The organism is Halococcus hamelinensis 100A6 (assembly GCF_000336675.1).
Lineage (GTDB): Archaea > Halobacteriota > Halobacteria > Halobacteriales > Halococcaceae > Halococcus > Halococcus hamelinensis.
This window is the reverse complement of sequence record NZ_AOMB01000035.1, coordinates 1-18427: the sequence shown is the minus strand read 5'-3', so window position 1 is coordinate 18427 and position 18427 is coordinate 1. Positions and strand designations below refer to the sequence as shown.

The following is an 18427-nucleotide window of genomic DNA, read 5'->3' as shown; positions in this document are numbered from 1 at the left end:
GAGGGGATACAGCCGTAGGTTACTTCGCTCGGCCTGAATTTCGAGCGACGACGCAGCTATTATGCAATTGGGTATCCCCACATAGACAAGCCAAATGGAGTACGACCTCGATTCGGGAGCACATTCGGTGTATGCCCTGCACTATCACCTGATACTGGTGACGAAGTACAGGCAAAACACCTTCACACCCGGACGGTCAGACTTCATGCGGCGCGTGGTCGAAGGGTTCGCCGAGAACTACGGCGTTGAAATCAAGAACTTCGAGGGCGACCGCGACCACGTTCATATGCTCTTCAAGGCGAAGCCAACTACGGATCTCGTTCGGTTTGTGAACACTCTCAAAGGGCCGTCGGCGCGACGAATCAAAAACGAGTTCGACCTCGACCGCGAATTGTGGGGCGACTCGTTTTGGACTGATTCGTACTGCCTGCTTTCAACGGGACAGGTATCGCTCGACGCCCTCAAACAGTACGTGGAGGACCAGCGCGGATGAACTACAACTATCGGTATCGGATTCGACCACCCGACGACGTGGCCAACGAACTCCGTCGCCACATCGACACCTGCCGACAGTTGTACAACCACTGCCTGTACGTGCTGAACGAGAGCGACGACATTCCCGCCCGCTACGAGGTGCAGGGGACGCTCCCCGACCTCAAGCAGTGGTGGGGTGGTCTGAAGAACGTTCACTCGAAAGTGCTTCAGATGGTCGTCAAGCGGTTGTACGACAATCTCTCGACGCTCCGTGAACGAAAGAAGCGTGGATACCGCGTCGGACGCCTTCGGTGGAAGCCGCCACGGGAATACCGTTCGTTGACCTACAATCAGACTGGCTTCAAGCTCGAAAACAAGAGCGGCCAGCCGACGTTGTGGCTCTCGAAAATCGGTGAAATCTCGCTGGTGTACCACCGTGAGATACCCGACGACGCGACGGTGAAGCAGGTATCCATCAAGCGCGAACCGACGGGAGAGTGGTACGCTGTTCTCGGTATCAAGACCGAGGACGAAGCGCCACCGAAACCCGACAATCCCGAAAAGGCGGTCGGTATCGACGTGGGGATACTCAAATACACCCACGACACCGACGGTCTTTCGGTGGGTTCGCTTGACCTGTCGGACGAACGTGAGCGGCTTGAACGCGAACAGCGTGCGCTCTCACGAAAGGACCACGGTTCGGCCAACTACCACAAGCAACGCCGGAAGGTGGCCGAATGTCATGCCGACCTGAAACGGAAGCGTCGGGACTTTCTGCACAAGCTCTCGACGTGGTACGCGGAGGAATACGACTTCGTGGCCGTCGAAGCCCTGAACGCGAAGGGACTCATGGAGCTGCCGTCGAACTCTCGCAACCGAGCATCCGCCGCATGGGGTACTTTTCTACGGATGCTCGAATACAAATGCGAGCGCGAAGGTGCGTACTTCGTGGACGTTCGACCGCACGGGACCACCAAAGAGTGTTCTCAGTGCGGCGTTTCGACTGACAAACCGCTATGGGTTCGGCAACACTCGTGTCCCGCTTGTGGTTTCGAGTGCGACCGTGACGCGAACGCCGCTCACAACGTGCTGAACCGTGCTATCGAGAAATCGGATATAGGGATGGGCCAGCCCGAATCAACGCCTGTGGAGACTGGAGCCGCTACGGACACCGAAATTCCATCGGTGTCTGCACGCACCGTCGTAGAAGCAGGAAGCCCCACCCTCAACGAAGCCGCGTCAGCGGCGGAGTAGGGTGGGGAGGAGGTCACATGGGATCGGGTGGCTACGCGTCCAGAAGAACGGGGGAAGATCGGGGGTACCCAGACGACGCTGCGGATACGAAAATACCGTAGAAGGACAACTGAAACGCGGGCGCGACGCAAAAATCCGGGCACGTGGATCCCCGGAGTGTGTACCTCGGGCGAGCGAGCGGATGGATGTGGAAGCGTTGGGGCGCTTCGTCGTTGGCTTCCTATCGCATTCGCTCCATGTCCGGGTCGAACAACGGCTCGCTCTCGACCGTCGCGCGATAGCGTTCGTTCTCGTAGCTCACCTCGACCGATGTTCCCGGCTCGGCGTACTCCGTCGGCAAGTACGCGTACACGATGCCGGCGTCGATGGTGTACCCGTAGTCGGCGCGGCATCCGTAGCCGAGAACGTCCTCACCGTCGAGGATCGGATGTCCCGAGTCGACGACCATCCCCGTCTCGTCGAGCGTGAGGGGGACGAGCTGCTGGTCGATACCCTCCTCTCGTGCTTCGAGGATCGCCTCTCGACCGATGAACTCCGTTTCGGTGTCGACGGCGAAACCGATGTTGGCCTCGTAGGGGTTGTACTCGGGGGTGACGTCGCTCCCCCAGAGCCGGTAGCCCTTCTCCAGACTCGTCGAGGCGAGCGCTTCCCAGCCCATCGGGGTGATATCGTGCTCTTGGCCCGCATTCCAGACGATATCCCAGAGTCGTGCGCCGTACTCCGTCGGCGTGTAGATCTCCCATCCGAGTTCGCCGGCGTACGATAGCCGGAGCATCGTCACCGGGATGTCCTTGAGGTAGGTCTCGCGCACCGAGTAGAACGGGAACCCGTCGTTGGAGAGGTCCGTTTCGACGAGCGGTTCGAGTAGCTCTCGGGCCTCTGGTCCCCAGACACCGATACCCGACCGGCTCGAATCGTGGACCGTGATCGAGACGTCCTCGGGCGCGTGGTCTCTGATCCACCGGGAGTGGATCGTCGCGGAGTTGCCACCACCCGTCGTCAGGAGATACCGGTCCGGGCCGAGTCGTGCAGCGGTTATGTCCGCGAGGATACCGCCGTCCTCGTTCAGCATTGCCGCATACCGCATCCGACCGACCGAAACGTCCATGTCGTTGGTGAGGAGGCGCTGAAGGAACGCCATCGCTCCCTCGCCAGTGACCTCGATACCGGTGAAGGTGGTCATGTCGAACATCGCGACCTTGTCACGGACCGCCTGGTGCTCGACACCTTGTGCTTTCGACCAGTTCCGTGCGAGCCAGTCCGGCCGGTCGGGAACGTCGTACTCATCGAGGAGCGACTCGTTCGATTCGTACCACTGCGGGACTTCCCACCCGTTGGTGTCGTAGAACTCGGCCCCTAGCTCGTCCTGTCGGTCGTAGAACGGGCTCCGTCGGAGCGTGCGTTGGTCCGTCGGTTGCTCACGCGGATGGATGAGCTGATACACCTCTCGATACTGTTGGGCCCCGCGGCCGTACGTGAACTCCCGGCTCCCCGCGTGGGACTGGAACCGGCTGATGTGAGCGGGGGTGGCGTCGATCCGTTCGCCGTCGAGTCGTGGGACACCGTTCTCCATCCACTCGGCGACCACGCTCCCTGCACCGCCGGACTGCGTGACCCAGATGGCGAGCGACCACCAGAGGCCGTCGGTGCCTTCGTCGGGACCGAGAACCGGCATCCCGTCCGGCGTGAAGCAGAACATCCCGTTGATCTGTTTCTCCCAGTCACAGTCGTCGAACGCCGGCACGAGTTCGCGAGCGGCGTCGTAGGCGGATTTCTCGTGGTCGGGGTGGGTGTTCTCGTAGAAATGCTCGGCCGTGAACTCCCGAAGCGAGGGATATTCGAGCCCGAGGTCGTCGAGCTTCTCCGGTCCGTAGATGTCCTCCGGGTCCACGAGCAGCGGCTCGTGGTTGTACGACCCCACGCCGTACGATTCACCGTGCTGGCGAAAGTACTCGGAGAAATCCTGGTGTCGGAGGAGTGGCTGTTCGATCTCCCGTTCGGCTCCGGCGAGTTCCTCCAACGGCTCGCTCACGAGGTACTGATGTGAGCACGGGACGAGCGGGATGTCCGTATCGACCATCTCGCCGAACAGCGGCCCCCAGATGTTCGTGGCCACCAGCACCTCGTCACAGGCGATCGGACCGTCCTCGGTGACGACCGCCTCGACTGCACCGTCTTCGGTCTCGATGTCGGTGACGAGCGTGTTCCCGTAGAACTCGTGACCTGCGTCGCGGGCGCGTTCGGCCATCTCCCGCGAGGCATCGACGGCGTGAGCTTTGCCGTCCGTCGGGAGGTAGTACCCGCCGTGAATCACCGCCTCGTTTATCTGCGGGATTCGTTCGGCCGTCTCGGCTGGCGAGAGGAGTTCGCCGCCATCGAACCCGTAGGACTGTCCCCACTCGCGTTTTCGCTTCAGGAGATCCCACCGGTCCTCGGTGTACGCGACTTCGATCCCACCCGACATACGATAGCTGTCGAGGTCGTAGTAGAGGTCACGCGTGTACGCAGCCATGTGGCTCATCATCTTCCCACCGGCGGTCTGATACACCAGTCCCGGTGCGTGCGAGGTCGAGCCGCCGGTTTCGAACAGTGGTCCCTGATCCACGACGACGACGTCCTCCCGACCCTGGTCGGCGAGGTGGTACGCCGCCGAACAGCCGACACAGCCCGCTCCCACGACGACGGTTCCAGCCCTCTCGGGTACGGTATCTTCTCTACCCATATGGATGACCGCTCCGCCGTCTATGATAAACAACAGGGTGAGTTATTGGAGCCGTTTAGTAGACGGGGGTGATCGACGCCGGGGGCACGCGGAGTGGCGGGAACGATCCGGAGTTACGCGACACGACGGAGGCGACGACTCAACAGCACGGATCGAGTCGGTACTCGGGGGATACTACGGGGCGACGGGGTCTGACTTATACGTGTTTGACTATGGCGACGAACTACTAACGGATGGCAAAGATGATGGGTTTCTCATGTTCGCCTCCCGGGCAGCGCGAAACAGAACGAAAGCCGCTACGACAACGGAGGGGTCGTGACCGATGTCCGTCGAACGCCACTCCGGTACGGCAGCCGAGGTGACCGACGAGTTACTCACCGGTCCTCGATTCGAACTGATGCCCTTCGAGAGCTTCGAAGGGCAACTGGAACATCTGCCGGACGGGGCGACCATCGCCATCACCACGTCACCGCAGCTCGGCCTCGATGCGACGGTCGAGCAGGCCGAAATGGCCGCCGCACGCGGGTTCGACGTGAGTCCGCACATTGCCGCGCGTTACGTACGGGACGAGGACCACCTGACCGAGATCGCTCGCCGTCTCACCGAGGCCGGTGTCACGGATATCTTCGTTCCGGGTGGCGACCGTGAGGAGCCGGCGGGGGAGTTCGAGTCGGCATACGAGCTCCTGACCACGCTTTCGGATATCGAATACTCGTTCGAGGAGGTCGGAATCACCGGCTATCCGGAGGGGCACGATTTCCTCTCGGACCGGGTCCTGGCCGACGCGATGGAGAAGAAGGCACCGTTTGCGACGTACATCGTGACCCAGCTCTGCTACGACCCCGAAGCAGTTATCGAGTGGGTAGAGGAGGTTCGGGATCGGGGTATCGACCTCCCCATCGAGGTCGGCATACCAGGTGTCATGAAGTATCAACGGTTGCTGAGCATCTCACAGAAGGTCGGCGTCGGCGATTCGGTACGCTTCCTGAAGAAGACAACCGGTATCGTCGGGTTCGTTCGCCAACTCGTCGGGTCACGCGGCAAGTACACCCCCGACGACCTCATCGAGGGGCTCACACCGTACGCTACCGACCCCGAGTACGGTATTCAGGGCGTTCACATCTACACCTTCAATCAGACGTCGGATACCGAGTCCTGGCGATGGGGGGCCTTGAATCAGTAATCGGTACGATAGTCGTCGGAGAACGCTGGAAGGAAGTCACGCACGACCCGTTTCGTCGCCGAATCGAATTTCAATTCGGGAGGTATCCTCCCCTCGAATCGAATACATTTCGGGTGTGGATCGACCATTTCGTAAATCGTCTACCGATCCGCCTGTTGGAGGGAAGGTAATAAAGGGGTGTTCTCTTTAACTATTGATCTTATGCTCCATGCAGCGATATTCGCAGGCGATGTCGGAAAACCAACCGGCGAGCAGGGAAGACGAATCGCATCCGAACCATCCGAGCGTCGACCAATCGGATCGAACCGTCCCGCGGAACCTACGCCAGTCCGGCGACCCGGGCATCGAGATGCTGGTCTCGACCCGCGTCCGGAAATCGCCGTTCTTCCACAAGTCCTTCGTCGAGGAGGGCGCGTGGCGCGCAACGGTCTACAACCGCATCTACCACCCGCGCGGCTACGTTGAACCCGAAGACGGCGGCACGAGTGTCGAACACGACGCCCTCGTCAATCACGTGACGCTGTGGGACGTGGCGGTCGAACGGCAGATCCGTGTCAAGGGCTCCGAAGCCGAAGCGTTCGTCAACCACGTCATCACCCGGGACGCGACCGAGATCGACGTGATGGCCGGCAAGTACGTCATCCTCTGCAACGAGGACGGTGGCGTCCTGAACGACCCCGTTCTCCTGCGTCCCGAGGAGGACGAGTTCTGGTTCTCGATCTCGGATTCGACCCTGATGCAGTGGCTCCAGGGTGTGAACTCCGGTGAGAACTACGATGTCGTGATCGACGAGATCGACGTCGCGCCGATGCAGATCCAGGGCCCCCTCTCCGAGGACGTGATGCGGGAGCTCGTCGGCGATGCCGTGAGCGACGTGCCCTACTACGGGCTGATGGAGGCCGAAATCAACGGCTGTGACATCCTGATCAGCCAGACCGGCTTCTCCGGTGAGAAAGGCTACGAGATCTACGTTACGGAGGCGATGAAGAACGCGGACGCCGTCTGGGACCCGGTCGCCGAGACGGTGAAAGACCACGACGGCATGGTGATCGCACCGGGCCATCAGCGGCGAATCGCCGCGGGCATCCTCTCGTGGGGACAGGACCTGGACCACGAGACCTCGCCGTTCCAGGTGAACCTCGGCTATCAGGTGCCGGACGACAAGGACGCCGACTACATCGGGAAGGAGGAGCTCGAACGTCAACAGGAGATGATCCAGAACGGCGAATACCCCTTCACGCAGAAGATGGTGGGTCTCAAACTCGGTGGTGAACCGATCCGGGACTACCCATCCGACTTCTGGCTGGTTTCGGACCCCGAAACCGGCGAGGAGTGTGGGTACATCACCTCCGCGTGGTACAACCCCGAGCTCGAAACCAACATCGCGCTCGCACACGTTCCGGCCGAGAAGCTCGACGGCGACGTCCGGGAGGTCTACGACGGCGAGATCGACACCGAATTCGAAGTCCATCTCCCCGACGAGTACGCCGAAGAGCCGGGCGAACCGGTGTTCGCCATGGTCGCGGAAGTGCCGTTCAAGGAGTCGGTGAACCTGAGCGCGCGCGAGCAGGCCAAGCTCGGTGCCAGACAAGAGGCGAGCGAGTAACTCCGTCCACGAGCGAGCTCGGAGGTTTCCCGCCGCCCCGCACCGAAGCGGGTTCGACGATTCTTTCGTGGTTTCAGCCCCTTCCGACCGTCCGAAGTGCGGTCTGTCGATAGTTCTCCGAAGCCCACACGGCGGAATCCCCGCCCGTCTGATGGAGGAGACGTCAGTCCGTTCGCACCGTGTCTTCTGCGGTGGCGATGGCAGCGGCGTTTTCGGCCACCTCGTGAACACGGACGATATCGACACCACGGTCGACCGCCAACGCCGTCGCAGCGACGGTCGGTATGAGGCGGTCGTCGGAATCGGTCCCCGCGGGTTCGAACATCGACTTCTGGGAGTGGCCGATCATGAGGCTGGTCCCCAACCCCCGGAACTCGTCCAGCCGGTCGAGCAACGCGAAGCTCTCGGGTCTGGTCTTCCCGAAGCCGAGCCCGGGGTCTACGATGAGGTTCGAACGGTCGATACCCGCTCGTTCAGCGAGTAGGATGCGTTCGGTGAGCTCCTCCAGCACGTCGTCGACCACGTCATCGTACTCGTATCGATGGTCCGGATCGACGGGTGCCGAGAGGCTGTGCATCATCACGGCTGGAACGTCGAAATCGGCGACCACGCGACGCATCGCAGCGTCTTCGAGACCAGTCACGTCGTTCACCAGATCCGCACCGGCCTCCAATGCGGCTTCGGCGACCGTCGGCTTCCTCGTATCGATCGAGATCCACGTATCGAGGTCGTCGAGTCGCTCTATGACCGGTAGAACACGGTCGCGTTCCCTGGCAGCCGAAACCGGTTCGGCTCCCGGTCGAGTGGACTCCCCACCGACGTCCACTATTCCTGCCCCGGCCGCGACCATCCCCTCGGCTCGGTCGACCGCGGACTGGGTGGCCCGATAGTCGCCACCGTCGTGAAACGAGTCCGGCGTGACGTTCAGTATCCCCATGACCGTCGTTTCCTCGTCCCAGGGATATCCCCCGGCAGTCCTCTCGGTATCCGCTTCGATTTCGGTATCGAGTTCGAGAACCCCGTTCAACTCCGCAGCGATATCTCCCTCGCTTCGGTCACGCAATCGCTGAACGAGCCTCCGGAACTGACTGCGATTTCCCGAGAGAACCACACTGATGGGTTCGTGGTCGAGGACGCCGGAGACGCCACACGAACCACCGATCGAGAGCATGAGCTTCTCGAGGGTAGCGGCCTCCTCCCGCCGGACGTGCATTCGAAGGGAGCGATGGACGAGTTGGTCGACGTGTTCATCCCGCTCTCTCGTCGGTACGTCCGAACGACTCAGTGCCGACCGAGCGCTTCTCGTCGAACTCGTCGAGAGGGGCGTCGTCATTCGCGTCCACCGGTCACGAGCCTCGGCGACGGCATACAACGAACCCGTCGTCACGACACAATCGTCGGGGTCGGCAGCCTGGATAGCTGCATCGAGCGCAGCTCGGATCGAATCCCGTTTTAGGACCGTCGCGTCGGTCTCACGTCGGAAGACGCCGGCCAGGGTATCCAGTCCCTGTGAACGGCCGACGGCGGGTTCGGCGAGGAACGCCCGATCTACCGGGGGAAGGGAGCGGCAGACACGTCGATGGTCCTTGTCCCGCATCGCACCGAACACCAGGTACAGGTCGTCGTACTCGAAACGGTCCAAGAGGGTCGCGAGCTTTTCGGCGGCGTCCGGGTTGTGTGCTCCGTCGAGAACCACGAGCGGATCGTGGCGCATGACCTCGAATCTCCCCGGCCAGTGAACGTTTCTGATACCGCTCTCGATGGTCGATTCGTCTACGCCCGTTCCAACGTGATTCCCGACCTGCCGTGCGAGTGTCGCGGCGATGCCGGCGTTCACCGCCTGGTGGTCCCCGAGCAACGGTGTCGCCGTTCGAACGTCCCAATCCGGGCCGACCAGCGAGACCTGGGACTCCGTCTTCGAGACCATCCCCATCTCGCTCGCGACTACGTCCGCCCCCTCGCCTCCGACGGTCACGGTGTCCGCCTTCTCTTCGATCGCTTCGAGTGCGCTCCCAGTCGCACCAGTCACGAGACGGACGTCCGGTGGGGCGACCTGTACCTGGTCACGGGCGATCTCCTCGACCGTGTCGCCGAGGATGTCCGTATGTTCGAGGCTCACGGACGTAACAGCCGCCGCCACCGGGTCGACGACGCTGGTCGCATCGTATCGGCCACCGATTCCGACCTCGAGGATGGCCACGTCGACCGCCTTTCGCTCGAAGTACCAGAGCGCGAGAGCCGTGAAGGTCTCGAAGAACGTGGGTGCGTCGTCCGCTACCGACATCTCGGTTACGTGCGGCCAAACCGTTTCGACGAACCGTCCCACCTCGGATTTCGGGATCTTCTTCCGTCGAACCCGGATCCGCTCGCGAAGGTCGTTCAGGTCCGGCGACGTATAGAGACCGACGTCGAGACCCGCTTCGTCGAGGATCCGTTCGAGAACACGGGCCGTGCTTCCCTTCCCGTTCGACCCGGCGACCTGCACGGCGGTCATCCCCTCGTGGGGGTCGTCGAGGGAGTCGAGCAGGGTGGCCGTCGTTGCCGTCCCCAGCTTTGGACGAACCCGGCGCAACCGTTCCAACGCGTTTCTCGCCTCATGATACTCCATCCTCCGGATCTGGGCGATACGCCGTCAAAAAGTCCGCTCCGAGTATATGAACGCTTTTTAATGACGTTGCTCGGCTTCGTCCATCCCGGATGAGTAGCGGTCGTATCCGAGTGGCTGCCGTGTCTCAGGTGGGCCAAAGCACGTCACGGAAGCCCGAATATCCGTGACTCGACCGCGGGGAGCGCTCACTCCTCGATGAGCGTCGTTTCGAGAAGCGCGGCGACACCACGACGAAGGCGACCACCGACGGCCGTCGGCGAGATGTCGAGCTTCTCGGCCAACCCTTCCAGCGAGATCTGCCGGGGCTCCTCGAAGTATCCCTCCTCGTAGGCCGTGAGCAACGTCTCGAGCTGTGGGTCGGTGAGGGTCGTCAGGTCCGAACTGTTCCACGGCTGGTGGCGGAATATCCGCTGGAGCTCGAACGAGATGTCGCTCTCCTCACAGAACCCCCACAGATCCGATATGTCCTTTCGGTTCTGGAACTGGAGTCGAAGGGTCCACCCCGTTGCGTCGCTCGTGGCTTCGCGCATCAACCCGCCCAACTCGAACGTCTTCGGGGAGAGAAGTATCGTCTCCGGCGTGTGCTGGAGTTGATAGACCGACCCGGACTCGGAGCTAGCTATCGTCTCCCATTCGGCGACCGTGTGGTCCGATTCGAACGCGGACTCCACGGATCGGTCGTCCCTCTCGACGAAGAAGAAGAACAGATCCGTCTCGGGGTCCGTCGCCGCCTGTGGCATGACCCGGATCGTGGTCTCCGGGTTTTCCCGGATCGTCGGGGACAGTGCGAGGTCCGGATGGGCGACGTGTACCAGCGCGATGACGCTCACGACCCGTTCCTCCCGGTACAGCGGCTATCGGTTCCGTCCTCGATCCCGTGTCGAATAGCTGTAAACTTGGCACGTGGTTTTGTAGGCTCATCACTAGCGCGTACCCAGGTATTGCGTGAGCACGCCGGACGAGAAGGAGCGTAGCGTCGATGTCCGTCTTTCAACCCATCAGTGGTGCTCGACAACACAGTACCCATCAAGACTCCTGTGACTGTATCACCGGGGGGACTTATATCTTTACCTCGCATCGGACTCGCAGTCATACGATGGCTGCTCATGGCTCCTTGAGGGAGGGGCCTTAGCGCCTAAATTTAGATAAACAGCACCACATATGCACCTGAACTGTTTTGGAAGTGATGTTTCACCGATCGAGTGATGCGTATGCCACGGGACCACGCCAGTTCGGAGATGCTCACGGAGATAACCGTCGTCGGTGACGACGATACGGGGATAATCACGGAGATCACGGCATATCTCTCCGATCACGCGGTCAACGTCGAAGAGTTGGACCAGGCGGTTCAGGACGGGATATTTCGGATGACCATGTACGCGGACACGTCCGAAATGGCGGTCTCGCAAGCGCGTTTGCGAGCGGACCTCGACGACCTCGGGGACGACCTCGACGTCGATACACGGGTCTGGTTCCCGAACCGTACCGAAACCCAGTCGCTCGCGGTCCTCGTGACGAAGGAGAGTCACTGTCTCGAAGCGCTCCTGGAGGAGGCGAGAAACGACGACCTCGATGCGGAGATCGGGGTCGTCATCGGGAACCACAGCGACCTCGAACCGCTCGCCACCGAACACGGCGTTCCGTTCCACGACATCGGCGACGAGAAGGGGGTTCCCAACGAGGACGAGCTGCTCCACCACCTCGATAACTACGATATCGACCTCCTCGCTCTCGCCCGCTACATCCGGATCCTCTCACCCAAGGTCGTCTTCCGCTACCGAAATCGCATCATCAACGTTCACCCGAGCCTGTTGCCCTCCTTCCCCGGTGCTTCGGCGTACTCCCAGGCGATCGAGAAGGGCGTTCGTATCGCGGGCGTGACGGCGCACTACGTCACGACCGACCTCGACCAGGGACCGATACTCACTCAGCGAGCGTTCAACGTTCCGCACGGCCCCACGGAACGGGAACTCGAAGAACGCGGGCAACCTCTCGAAGCCGAGGCGCTGATCGAAGCCATCGACCTCCACCTCAACCAGCAGGTCTCCGTCCACCGCGGCCGAACGGAGCTCCGGGACCCGGACGGAACCACGACACAGCTCGGGATACCCGAGCACATCGAACGGCTCAATCCCGACGGGCCGGTGGACGGTCACGACCGGTATGCCGAGGGATACGTCGAGAAGAAAGCGAGCGCGGACAGCTAGGTCGGCCGCGGCTCGGCCATTGCCTTACGTGTAGAGGGGATACGAGTCGGTCAGGTCGTCGACTCGGTCGCGGGTCGCGCTGACGACGGCTTCGTCGTCGGGAGCATCGACGACTTCGCCGATGAGGTCCGCCACCTCGCGACAGGCATCCTCTTCGAAACCTCGGGTGGTGAGTCCGGGCGTCCCGGCTCGGATACCCGACGGATCGAACGGGGAGCGGGTTTCCCCGGGAACGGTGTTCGCGTTGAGAACGATACCGGCCGCTTCGAGCGCCTCCTCTACGTCCTTGCCCGTCGTGTTCGGATGGGAGGGGCGTAGATCGACCAAGACGAGGTGGTTGTCGGTCCCACCCGAGACGAGTGAAAGCCCGTGTTCCTGTAACCGATCGCCGAGTGCTTTCGCGTTGGAGACGGTCCGTTCGGCGTAGGCCTCGAACGCAGGCTCCAGTGCTTCGCCGAAGCCGACGGCTTTTCCGGCGACGTTGTGCATCGCCGGACCACCTTGCGTCCCGGGAAACACCGCGCTATCGACTGCGTCGGCGTGTTCCTCGTCACACATGACGATCCCACCACGCCCGGCACGGATCGTCTTGTGCGTCGAACCGGTGACGAAATCGGCGATGCCGACCGGGGATCGATGAACGCCGGCGGCGACCAACCCGGTGATGTGGGCGATGTCAGCGAGATGGTACGCTCCGACGGCGTCCGCCGCCGCTTGAACCCGCTCGAATTCGACTTCGCGAGGGTATGCAGAGTAGCCCGAGACGATGATATCCGGCTCGACGTGTTCCGCGGTCTCGTGTAGTTCGTCGTAGTCGATGTACCCGGTTTCGGGATTCACCTCGTACTGTTCGACGTCGTATATCTGTCCCGCGAAGTTCGCCGGATGGCCGTGTGAGAGGTGCCCACCGTGGTTCAGATCGAGCGAGAGGATCGTGTCTCCCGGCTCCAACACCGCGAGATACACGCTCATGTTCGCCTGCGACCCCGAGTGGGGTTGGACGTTGACGTGGTCGGCGTCCCAGAGCTCTTTCGCGTACTCGATGGCCAGCTCCTCGACCTCGTCGGCGAACTCACAGCCGCCGTAGTAGCGCGCACCCGGGTACCCCTCGGCGTACTTGTTCGTCAGCTCGGAGCTCTGTGCCTCCATGACGGCCTCCGAGACGTGATTCTCGGAGGCGATCATCGAGAGGGACTCGTTCTGTCGCGTGCGCTCTTCTTGGAGCGTATCCGCGATCGTGGGGTTCGTATCGCGGACGGTTTCGTAGTTCATGGTCGAGTTAGGGGTGGTCGTCGTCTTCGTGCGTCTCGATCGCGTCGCGGAACCGCTGGCGTTCGTCTTCGGCCGTCGAGTCGCTGCTCGCTCGTGTCGTCGTTTCCGTCTCCGATTCGACACCGCGCATGGACTCACAGAGATGCGTCATTCGCAGTTCGACGAGCACGTTTCCCGCATCGATCTCCTCTGTGAGTCCATCGGCGAGCTCTCGCGTCAACCGTTCCTGTATGGTCAAGCGCCGGGACTTCCACTGAACGTATCGAATCAGTTTCGAAAGTCCGACCACCGATCCGTTCGAACGATAGGCGACGTGCGCGGTTCCGTAGAACGGAAGGAGGTGGTGTTCACAGAGGCTGTACACCGGGATACCGGTCTTCACGACCCAGTCTTCCCCTTCGCTTTCGAAGGTTCTCATGGCCGGTTTCGCCTCGATTCGGTATCCCTCGCTCAACGATTCCATGGTGGCTGGAAGCCTCCGTTGCCACGTTTCGACGAGGGCGCTCCGCTCCGGGTCCTCACCGATCGCTTCGAGGAACAACCGGGCGGCTTCCTGGGCTTTCGCCCAGTCGATGGCCCTTTCGCTACCCGCTGATCCGGAAGTGGACCCAGTGGGCCGGTCGTCGTCTACCTGCATCGGTTTCTCCGAGTGTCACGAGAGATCCGCTCGCCCGCGTGGGGATTCATCTATCCTTCTCCCCGGATATCTCCGAATGTGGGTTCTCCCACCCATCTTCGGGAAGTATTCGATCTCGGGCCGTATCTCGAAACGGTCGAGTGTGACGAGGGTGACACGCTCAATCCATCCGGTTCGAAGGGCTATCCGATTCGGAAGCGTCGCTCACCGCGATCGCTTCGATCTCCACTCCCGCACCCTTCGGAACGTTACCCGCCTCGACGGCGCTTCGAGCGGGAGGGGCCTCGGTGAAGAAATCGCTGTACACGCTGTTCATCGCGTCGAACTCGTCGATGTCGTCGAGGAAGATCGTCGTCTTGACGATGTCCTCCATGCCGAGGCCCTCCGCGGCGAGGACCTCCCTCACGTTCTCGAGGCTCTGGCGGGTCTGTTCTTCGACCGGTTCGTCTTCTAAGAGTTCACCACTGGTCGTCAGCGGGAGTTGACCCGAGACGAACACGAGGCCGTTAGCGACGGTCGCCTGACTGTAAGCACCAACGGCCGCCGGTGCTTCGTCGGTGTTGACGGTGCGCTTCACACTCCGTTGACTGCCGGAGTGATGGCTTAAATCTCGGTCCGTCGATACGCAGGTCGTTAAGTGAAAATACGAAAGAACCCTGTTGCGATATCCGCCGTTCTCGCCTCTTGCATGTGTGGGTTCGGATACGGATTCGAATGCGTTTGTATCGTGCGAAAAGAACGGTACTCTGCTGCTGGGTTGACTTCCGTATCTCTAGTCGAATCTGCTCAAGCGGAACATATCGATCGGGTGGTCCGTCCCGTCGCCGGTCGTGAGGTCGGCGAGTATCTCGCCGATGACGCTCGCGAACTTGAATCCGTGGCCGGAGAACCCGGCCGCGACGGTCACCTGTGGGTGGTCCGGAAGCGTGTCGATGATGAAGTGTTCGTCCGGCGAATTGGTGAACATACACGTCGCAAGCCCCATCGTCGAGCCGGTTCCCTCCGGGAAGTACCGTTCGGCGAACTCCCGGAGCACACGCTCGTCCTCGGCGTTGGGGTCACGGTCCCACTCGTCCGGGTCGATCTGCTCGTCTCGGTGATGATACTTCCCCAGTTTCATGCCCGGTACGTCGTGGACCGGGAATCCGTAGAATCGGCCCTCGGGGACGGAGAGATTCCACACGGGAAAGGTATCCGGCTGAAACAGCGCCGGGGACGTCGGCTGAAACCAGGACAGGACCTGTCGTTCCGGAACGGCAAGCCCTTCGAGTGCGTCGGCGAGCTTGTAGTTCCACGCGCCTGCGGCGAGAACCAAGCTGTTCGCCTCGTGGCTCCCGCGGTCGGTTTCGACCCGAACACCGCCGTCGGGTGTCTCGGTCCAGCCCTGAACCCGTGTCCGAGCGTGTATCTCGGCACCTGCCTCCTGTGCGGCCTGGGTGTGGGCGACGATCGCTTGTTCCGGAATCACGAACCCGCCGTCCTCCTGATAGAGTGCTTTGTATCCCTCCGGGAGTCGATATCCAGGGAATCGGTCCGTGAGCTCTTCACTCGAGAGGACTTCGTGTGGAATGTCGTGTTCCTTACACGACTGCAACGAACCCTCGAACACCGGGTCGTCGGGAGGCCCGGCGTCGATAGAGCCCGTACGATGAATGATGGACCGGCCCGACCCCTCTTCGAGGCCATCCCAGAGGTCGTAGGCACGCTCGATGAGGGGGACGTAGGAGGGATGCTCGTAGTACGCTCGCCGTATGATACGGGTGATCCCGTGGGAGGAACCGTTCGTATGCGGAATATCGTACCGCTCCAACCCCAACACGTCCTGCTCTCGACGTGCGAGGTGATACGCGGCCGCGCTTCCCATTCCACCGACGCCGACGACTATCGCATCGTATTTCCTGTCGGTGTCGCTCATATCGAGGGATTTCCTCATCGGGGTATTACTCTTTGGATGGAATAGCACGCCCGTTTATCCCACCGTTGCCGTCCCCGACGTACTGGATAGCGGGTTGGGAAACGATATCCGTTGGACGTAACTCAACCCGGGAGACGTTCGAGCGCTCGTTCCAAGGGGACGGGGCTGAACTGCTGGTGTATCGAGTCGTCGTCGGAACCGAACGCTGGAACCTCCTCCGGGTGATCCATCGATTCGATGGTCGCTTCGAACCACTCGTTCGCTGGCCGGCGTGGTTGACGAATCGAGAACGTCGCGTCGCTCGGCCGACCGTCCGGAGCGTACACGTAGCAGGAGTCCATTCGCCGACGAGCGCTCTGGAGCGCGATGTCGGCCACGTTCGGTGACGTGGGTGGCCCATCCGGAACCAGCAGGATCGTGATCGCTCGGTCGTTGATCGCTTGTAAGAGGTGCTCCGCATCGGGTTCGACTGCGAGGTTCTTGTGGTCGGGATAGATATCGAGCATGCGATAATCCGCGGGGTCCTCGGTCGTCTGGAAGGTGTAGTAATCGGGATATTCGAAGAAATCCCCCTCGCGAGTCTCCCCGAGATAGTCGTAGAACGCGGTGACACAGGACAGGAGGAAACTACCGGCCCCGAGCCCTTCAGCCCCGGTTCTCATCACGATACCCACACGGTCATTCGACGCGATGGATGGCATGACCCTCTCTCGAGGGACTGGGTTCCCCGCAACCCGATACTCGAACGATGTCCCATCCAGCCCTTCGGTCGTATGCATCTCCGGTGATCGGATGGCCCCAACACCGTAAATGAGTTCGGCGGGCTATACGCAGCTGTTTAATGCACGAGTCGCAGTCGTCGGCGACAGTTACACGAGTGCTTTTCGGTAGTCGCCCTCTCTCAGCAGGAGGAGCTGGAAACACGGTTTATCGACCGGCTCCACCGATTGCTCGACGGAGGCGTAACGACATCGCTACGGATGGCTCACATGGAAAGTCGCTGTCTTCGCTCGTACTGACCTGGTCTATCGACTCGAAATCGGCTACATCAGACACCGGTTTTCCTCATCGGCGGATGTAGTCGACCGAATGAGACCGCCAAACTCAGCTATGCGAATCTCGTCAGTCAGTCGATCGAGATGAAGGAGTGGTCTATGCCCCCTTAGGATGACGCGATTCTGCTTGAAGCGGCGAGGTGGGAGATAGGGAAACCACCTCGCTTTGGGAAACGCTGATGAGCCTTCTCCCGCGCTCCAACGGTGCCTATGGTCCTCGAAGCACCGAAATACGATATCAGAGTAACGAACAAATCGAACCGGCTTGCACCAGCAGGCGGTGATCCGAGCTACCGAGGAGGTGATACACCAGGTGACGCCTCTTTGGACCGGGATCGGCAGAATCGGAACCCGAAGCTGGCGCTGACTAGCTCAGTATCGGCTCTGCGGTCGTGGGCGATACATCGCACGCATTGAAGATGATGCGTTCAGCGAATCTCCGTCGTCACGACCACCCCATCCCGAACCAGCTCTCTGTATGACGGACAGACTCGGACGGTGTCCATTCGGCTGGTGTGAACAGGCGCGATGATGACGTCAATCGATGGTATTGATATCGTTAGCTGGGTGCTGGTATCGCCTGCTTTGCTTGCTCAGTTGTTGGGGAGGGTTATAGAGGGGCGAATCCTTATCCACCTGTAGCATTAAGTAGTATATAATGACACTCACACTTTTACAGATCCCTGGTGTCGGGATCTCGACGATCGTCCTACTGATCGTGGCACTCGCGGTCGTTACCGTCTACAGCGCGATAGAGGTCGTCAACGCCTACGAAAAGCGCACGCTTACCGTGTTCGGCGACTACCGGAAGCTCCTCGAACCCGGGATCAACTTCGTGCCGCCGTTCGTCTCGAAGACGTATTCGTTCGATATGCGAACCCAAACGCTCGATGTCCCCCAACAAGAGGCCATTACGCGCGACAACTCGCCAGTGACGGCGGACGCGGTGGTCTACATCAAGGTCATGGACGCGAAGAAGGCCTTCCTCGAAGTCGACGACTACAAGCGCGCGGTCTCGAACCTCGCTCAGACCACCTTGAGAGCGGTCATCGGCGACATGGATCTAGACAGCACCCTGAGCAAACGAACGGAGATCAACGGTTACATCCGGGAGAACTTGGACGAACCGACCGACGAGTGGGGCGTGCGGGTCGAGTCGGTGGAGGTGCGAGAGGTCAATCCGTCATCGACCGTCCAGCAGGCGATGGAACAACAGACCGGTGCCGAACGTCGTCGTCGCGCGATGATCCTCGAAGCGCAGGGTGAACGCCGGAGCGCGGTCGAGAGCGCCGAGGGTGAGAAACAGTCGAACATCATCCGCGCCCAGGGTGAAAAGCAGAGCCAGATCCTCGAGGCACAGGGTGACTCGGTTTCGACAGTTCTCAGAGCGAAATCCGCCGAATCGATGGGCGAGCGCGCGGTCATCGAGCGCGGGATGGAGACCCTCCAGTCGATGGGCGAGAGCGAGTCCACGACGTTCGTCCTCCCCCAGGA

General features: G+C 61.3%; 14 protein-coding genes. 6 read left to right on the top strand and 8 right to left on the bottom strand.

Going from position 1 to position 18427, the window contains the following annotated elements; genetic code table 11:
- Positions 1 to 94 precede the first annotated feature (94 nt).
- Positions 95 to 493, top strand: coding sequence for an IS200/IS605 family transposase (gene tnpA / locus C447_RS12635; protein ID WP_007694477.1), 399 nt, complete (start codon positions 95 to 97; stop codon positions 491 to 493).
- Positions 490 to 1728 carry an RNA-guided endonuclease InsQ/TnpB family protein gene (locus C447_RS12630; protein ID WP_029601968.1) on the top strand — a complete coding sequence of 413 codons (1239 nt, stop codon included), beginning with the start codon at positions 490 to 492 and terminating at the stop codon, positions 1726 to 1728. Before tnpA ends, C447_RS12630 begins: the two co-directional genes overlap by 4 nt.
- A 220-nt stretch (positions 1729 to 1948) precedes the next feature.
- Here the strand turns inward: C447_RS12630 and C447_RS12625 are convergent, their stop codons facing one another.
- Positions 1949 to 4450, bottom strand: coding sequence for a GcvT family protein (locus C447_RS12625; protein ID WP_029601969.1), 2502 nt, complete (start codon positions 4448 to 4450; stop codon positions 1949 to 1951).
- 322 nt (positions 4451 to 4772) lie between these two features.
- Between C447_RS12625 and C447_RS12620 the strand changes: the two genes are divergently transcribed.
- Positions 4773 to 5633, top strand: a complete 861-nt coding sequence (locus C447_RS12620; RefSeq protein WP_007694470.1) for a methylenetetrahydrofolate reductase — start codon at positions 4773 to 4775, stop codon at positions 5631 to 5633.
- A 229-nt stretch (positions 5634 to 5862) separates the two neighbouring features.
- Positions 5863 to 7239: an aminomethyltransferase family protein gene (locus C447_RS12615; RefSeq protein ID WP_007694469.1), complete on the top strand. Its 1377-nt coding sequence runs from the start codon at positions 5863 to 5865 to the stop codon at positions 7237 to 7239.
- A gap of 163 nt (positions 7240 to 7402) precedes the next feature.
- Here C447_RS12615 and folP read toward each other — a convergent pair whose 3' ends face one another.
- Both folP and C447_RS12605 read right to left on the bottom strand, forming a co-directional pair.
- Positions 7403 to 9847, bottom strand: a complete 2445-nt coding sequence (gene folP, locus C447_RS12610; RefSeq protein WP_007694467.1) for a dihydropteroate synthase — start codon at positions 9845 to 9847, stop codon at positions 7403 to 7405.
- A gap of 185 nt (positions 9848 to 10032) precedes the next feature.
- On the bottom strand, positions 10033 to 10677 hold the full coding sequence (locus C447_RS12605) for a helix-turn-helix domain-containing protein (protein ID WP_007694465.1): 645 nt from the start codon (positions 10675 to 10677) through the stop codon (positions 10033 to 10035).
- Between the two features lie 381 nt (positions 10678 to 11058).
- Here C447_RS12605 and C447_RS12600 point away from each other — a divergent pair, with 381 nt between their 5' ends.
- Positions 11059 to 12054, top strand: coding sequence for a formyltetrahydrofolate deformylase (locus C447_RS12600; protein ID WP_007694463.1), 996 nt, complete (start codon positions 11059 to 11061; stop codon positions 12052 to 12054).
- Positions 12055 to 12078: 24 nt separating this feature from the next.
- On the opposite strand, the gene glyA is transcribed toward C447_RS12600, so the two are convergent.
- The 5 genes from glyA to C447_RS12575 form a co-directional block, all read right to left on the bottom strand.
- Positions 12079 to 13326 carry a serine hydroxymethyltransferase gene (gene glyA / locus C447_RS12595; protein WP_007694461.1) on the bottom strand — a complete coding sequence of 416 codons (1248 nt, stop codon included), beginning with the start codon at positions 13324 to 13326 and terminating at the stop codon, positions 12079 to 12081.
- A 7-nt stretch (positions 13327 to 13333) separates the two neighbouring features.
- Complete coding sequence (gene folE, locus C447_RS12590; protein WP_237713423.1) at positions 13334 to 13963, bottom strand: GTP cyclohydrolase I; 630 nt, start codon at positions 13961 to 13963, stop codon at positions 13334 to 13336.
- Between the two features lie 160 nt (positions 13964 to 14123).
- A complete protein-coding gene (locus tag C447_RS12585; protein WP_007694457.1) occupies positions 14124 to 14540 on the bottom strand; it encodes a Rid family detoxifying hydrolase in 417 nt (138 codons plus the stop codon).
- A 195-nt stretch (positions 14541 to 14735) separates the two neighbouring features.
- Positions 14736 to 15878 carry an N-methyl-L-tryptophan oxidase gene (gene solA, locus C447_RS12580; RefSeq protein ID WP_007694456.1) on the bottom strand — a complete coding sequence of 381 codons (1143 nt, stop codon included), beginning with the start codon at positions 15876 to 15878 and terminating at the stop codon, positions 14736 to 14738.
- Positions 15879 to 16000: 122 nt separating this feature from the next.
- Positions 16001 to 16540, bottom strand: a complete 540-nt coding sequence (locus C447_RS12575) for a hypothetical protein (protein WP_010612539.1) — start codon at positions 16538 to 16540, stop codon at positions 16001 to 16003.
- Positions 16541 to 17591: 1051 nt separating this feature from the next.
- On the opposite strand from C447_RS12575, the gene C447_RS12570 reads away from it, so the two are divergent.
- On the top strand, positions 17592 to 18427 hold an 836-nt coding region (locus tag C447_RS12570; RefSeq protein WP_049904492.1), incomplete at its 3' end, for an SPFH domain-containing protein.

Coding starts and splice junctions, on each gene's coding strand:
- tnpA (WP_007694477.1), top strand. CDS start 95: ATGGAGTACGACCTCGATTCGGGAGCACATTCGGTGTATGCCCTGCAC.
- C447_RS12630 (WP_029601968.1), top strand. CDS start 490: ATGAACTACAACTATCGGTATCGGATTCGACCACCCGACGACGTGGCC.
- C447_RS12625 (WP_029601969.1), bottom strand. CDS start 4,450: ATGGGTAGAGAAGATACCGTACCCGAGAGGGCTGGAACCGTCGTCGTG.
- C447_RS12620 (WP_007694470.1), top strand. CDS start 4,773: ATGTCCGTCGAACGCCACTCCGGTACGGCAGCCGAGGTGACCGACGAG.
- C447_RS12615 (WP_007694469.1), top strand. CDS start 5,863: ATGTCGGAAAACCAACCGGCGAGCAGGGAAGACGAATCGCATCCGAAC.
- folP (WP_007694467.1), bottom strand. CDS start 9,847: ATGGAGTATCATGAGGCGAGAAACGCGTTGGAACGGTTGCGCCGGGTT.
- C447_RS12600 (WP_007694463.1), top strand. CDS start 11,059: ATGCCACGGGACCACGCCAGTTCGGAGATGCTCACGGAGATAACCGTC.
- glyA (WP_007694461.1), bottom strand. CDS start 13,326: ATGAACTACGAAACCGTCCGCGATACGAACCCCACGATCGCGGATACG.
- folE (WP_237713423.1), bottom strand. CDS start 13,963: ATGCAGGTAGACGACGACCGGCCCACTGGGTCCACTTCCGGATCAGCG.
- solA (WP_007694456.1), bottom strand. CDS start 15,878: ATGAGCGACACCGACAGGAAATACGATGCGATAGTCGTCGGCGTCGGT.
- C447_RS12575 (WP_010612539.1), bottom strand. CDS start 16,540: ATGAGAACCGGGGCTGAAGGGCTCGGGGCCGGTAGTTTCCTCCTGTCC.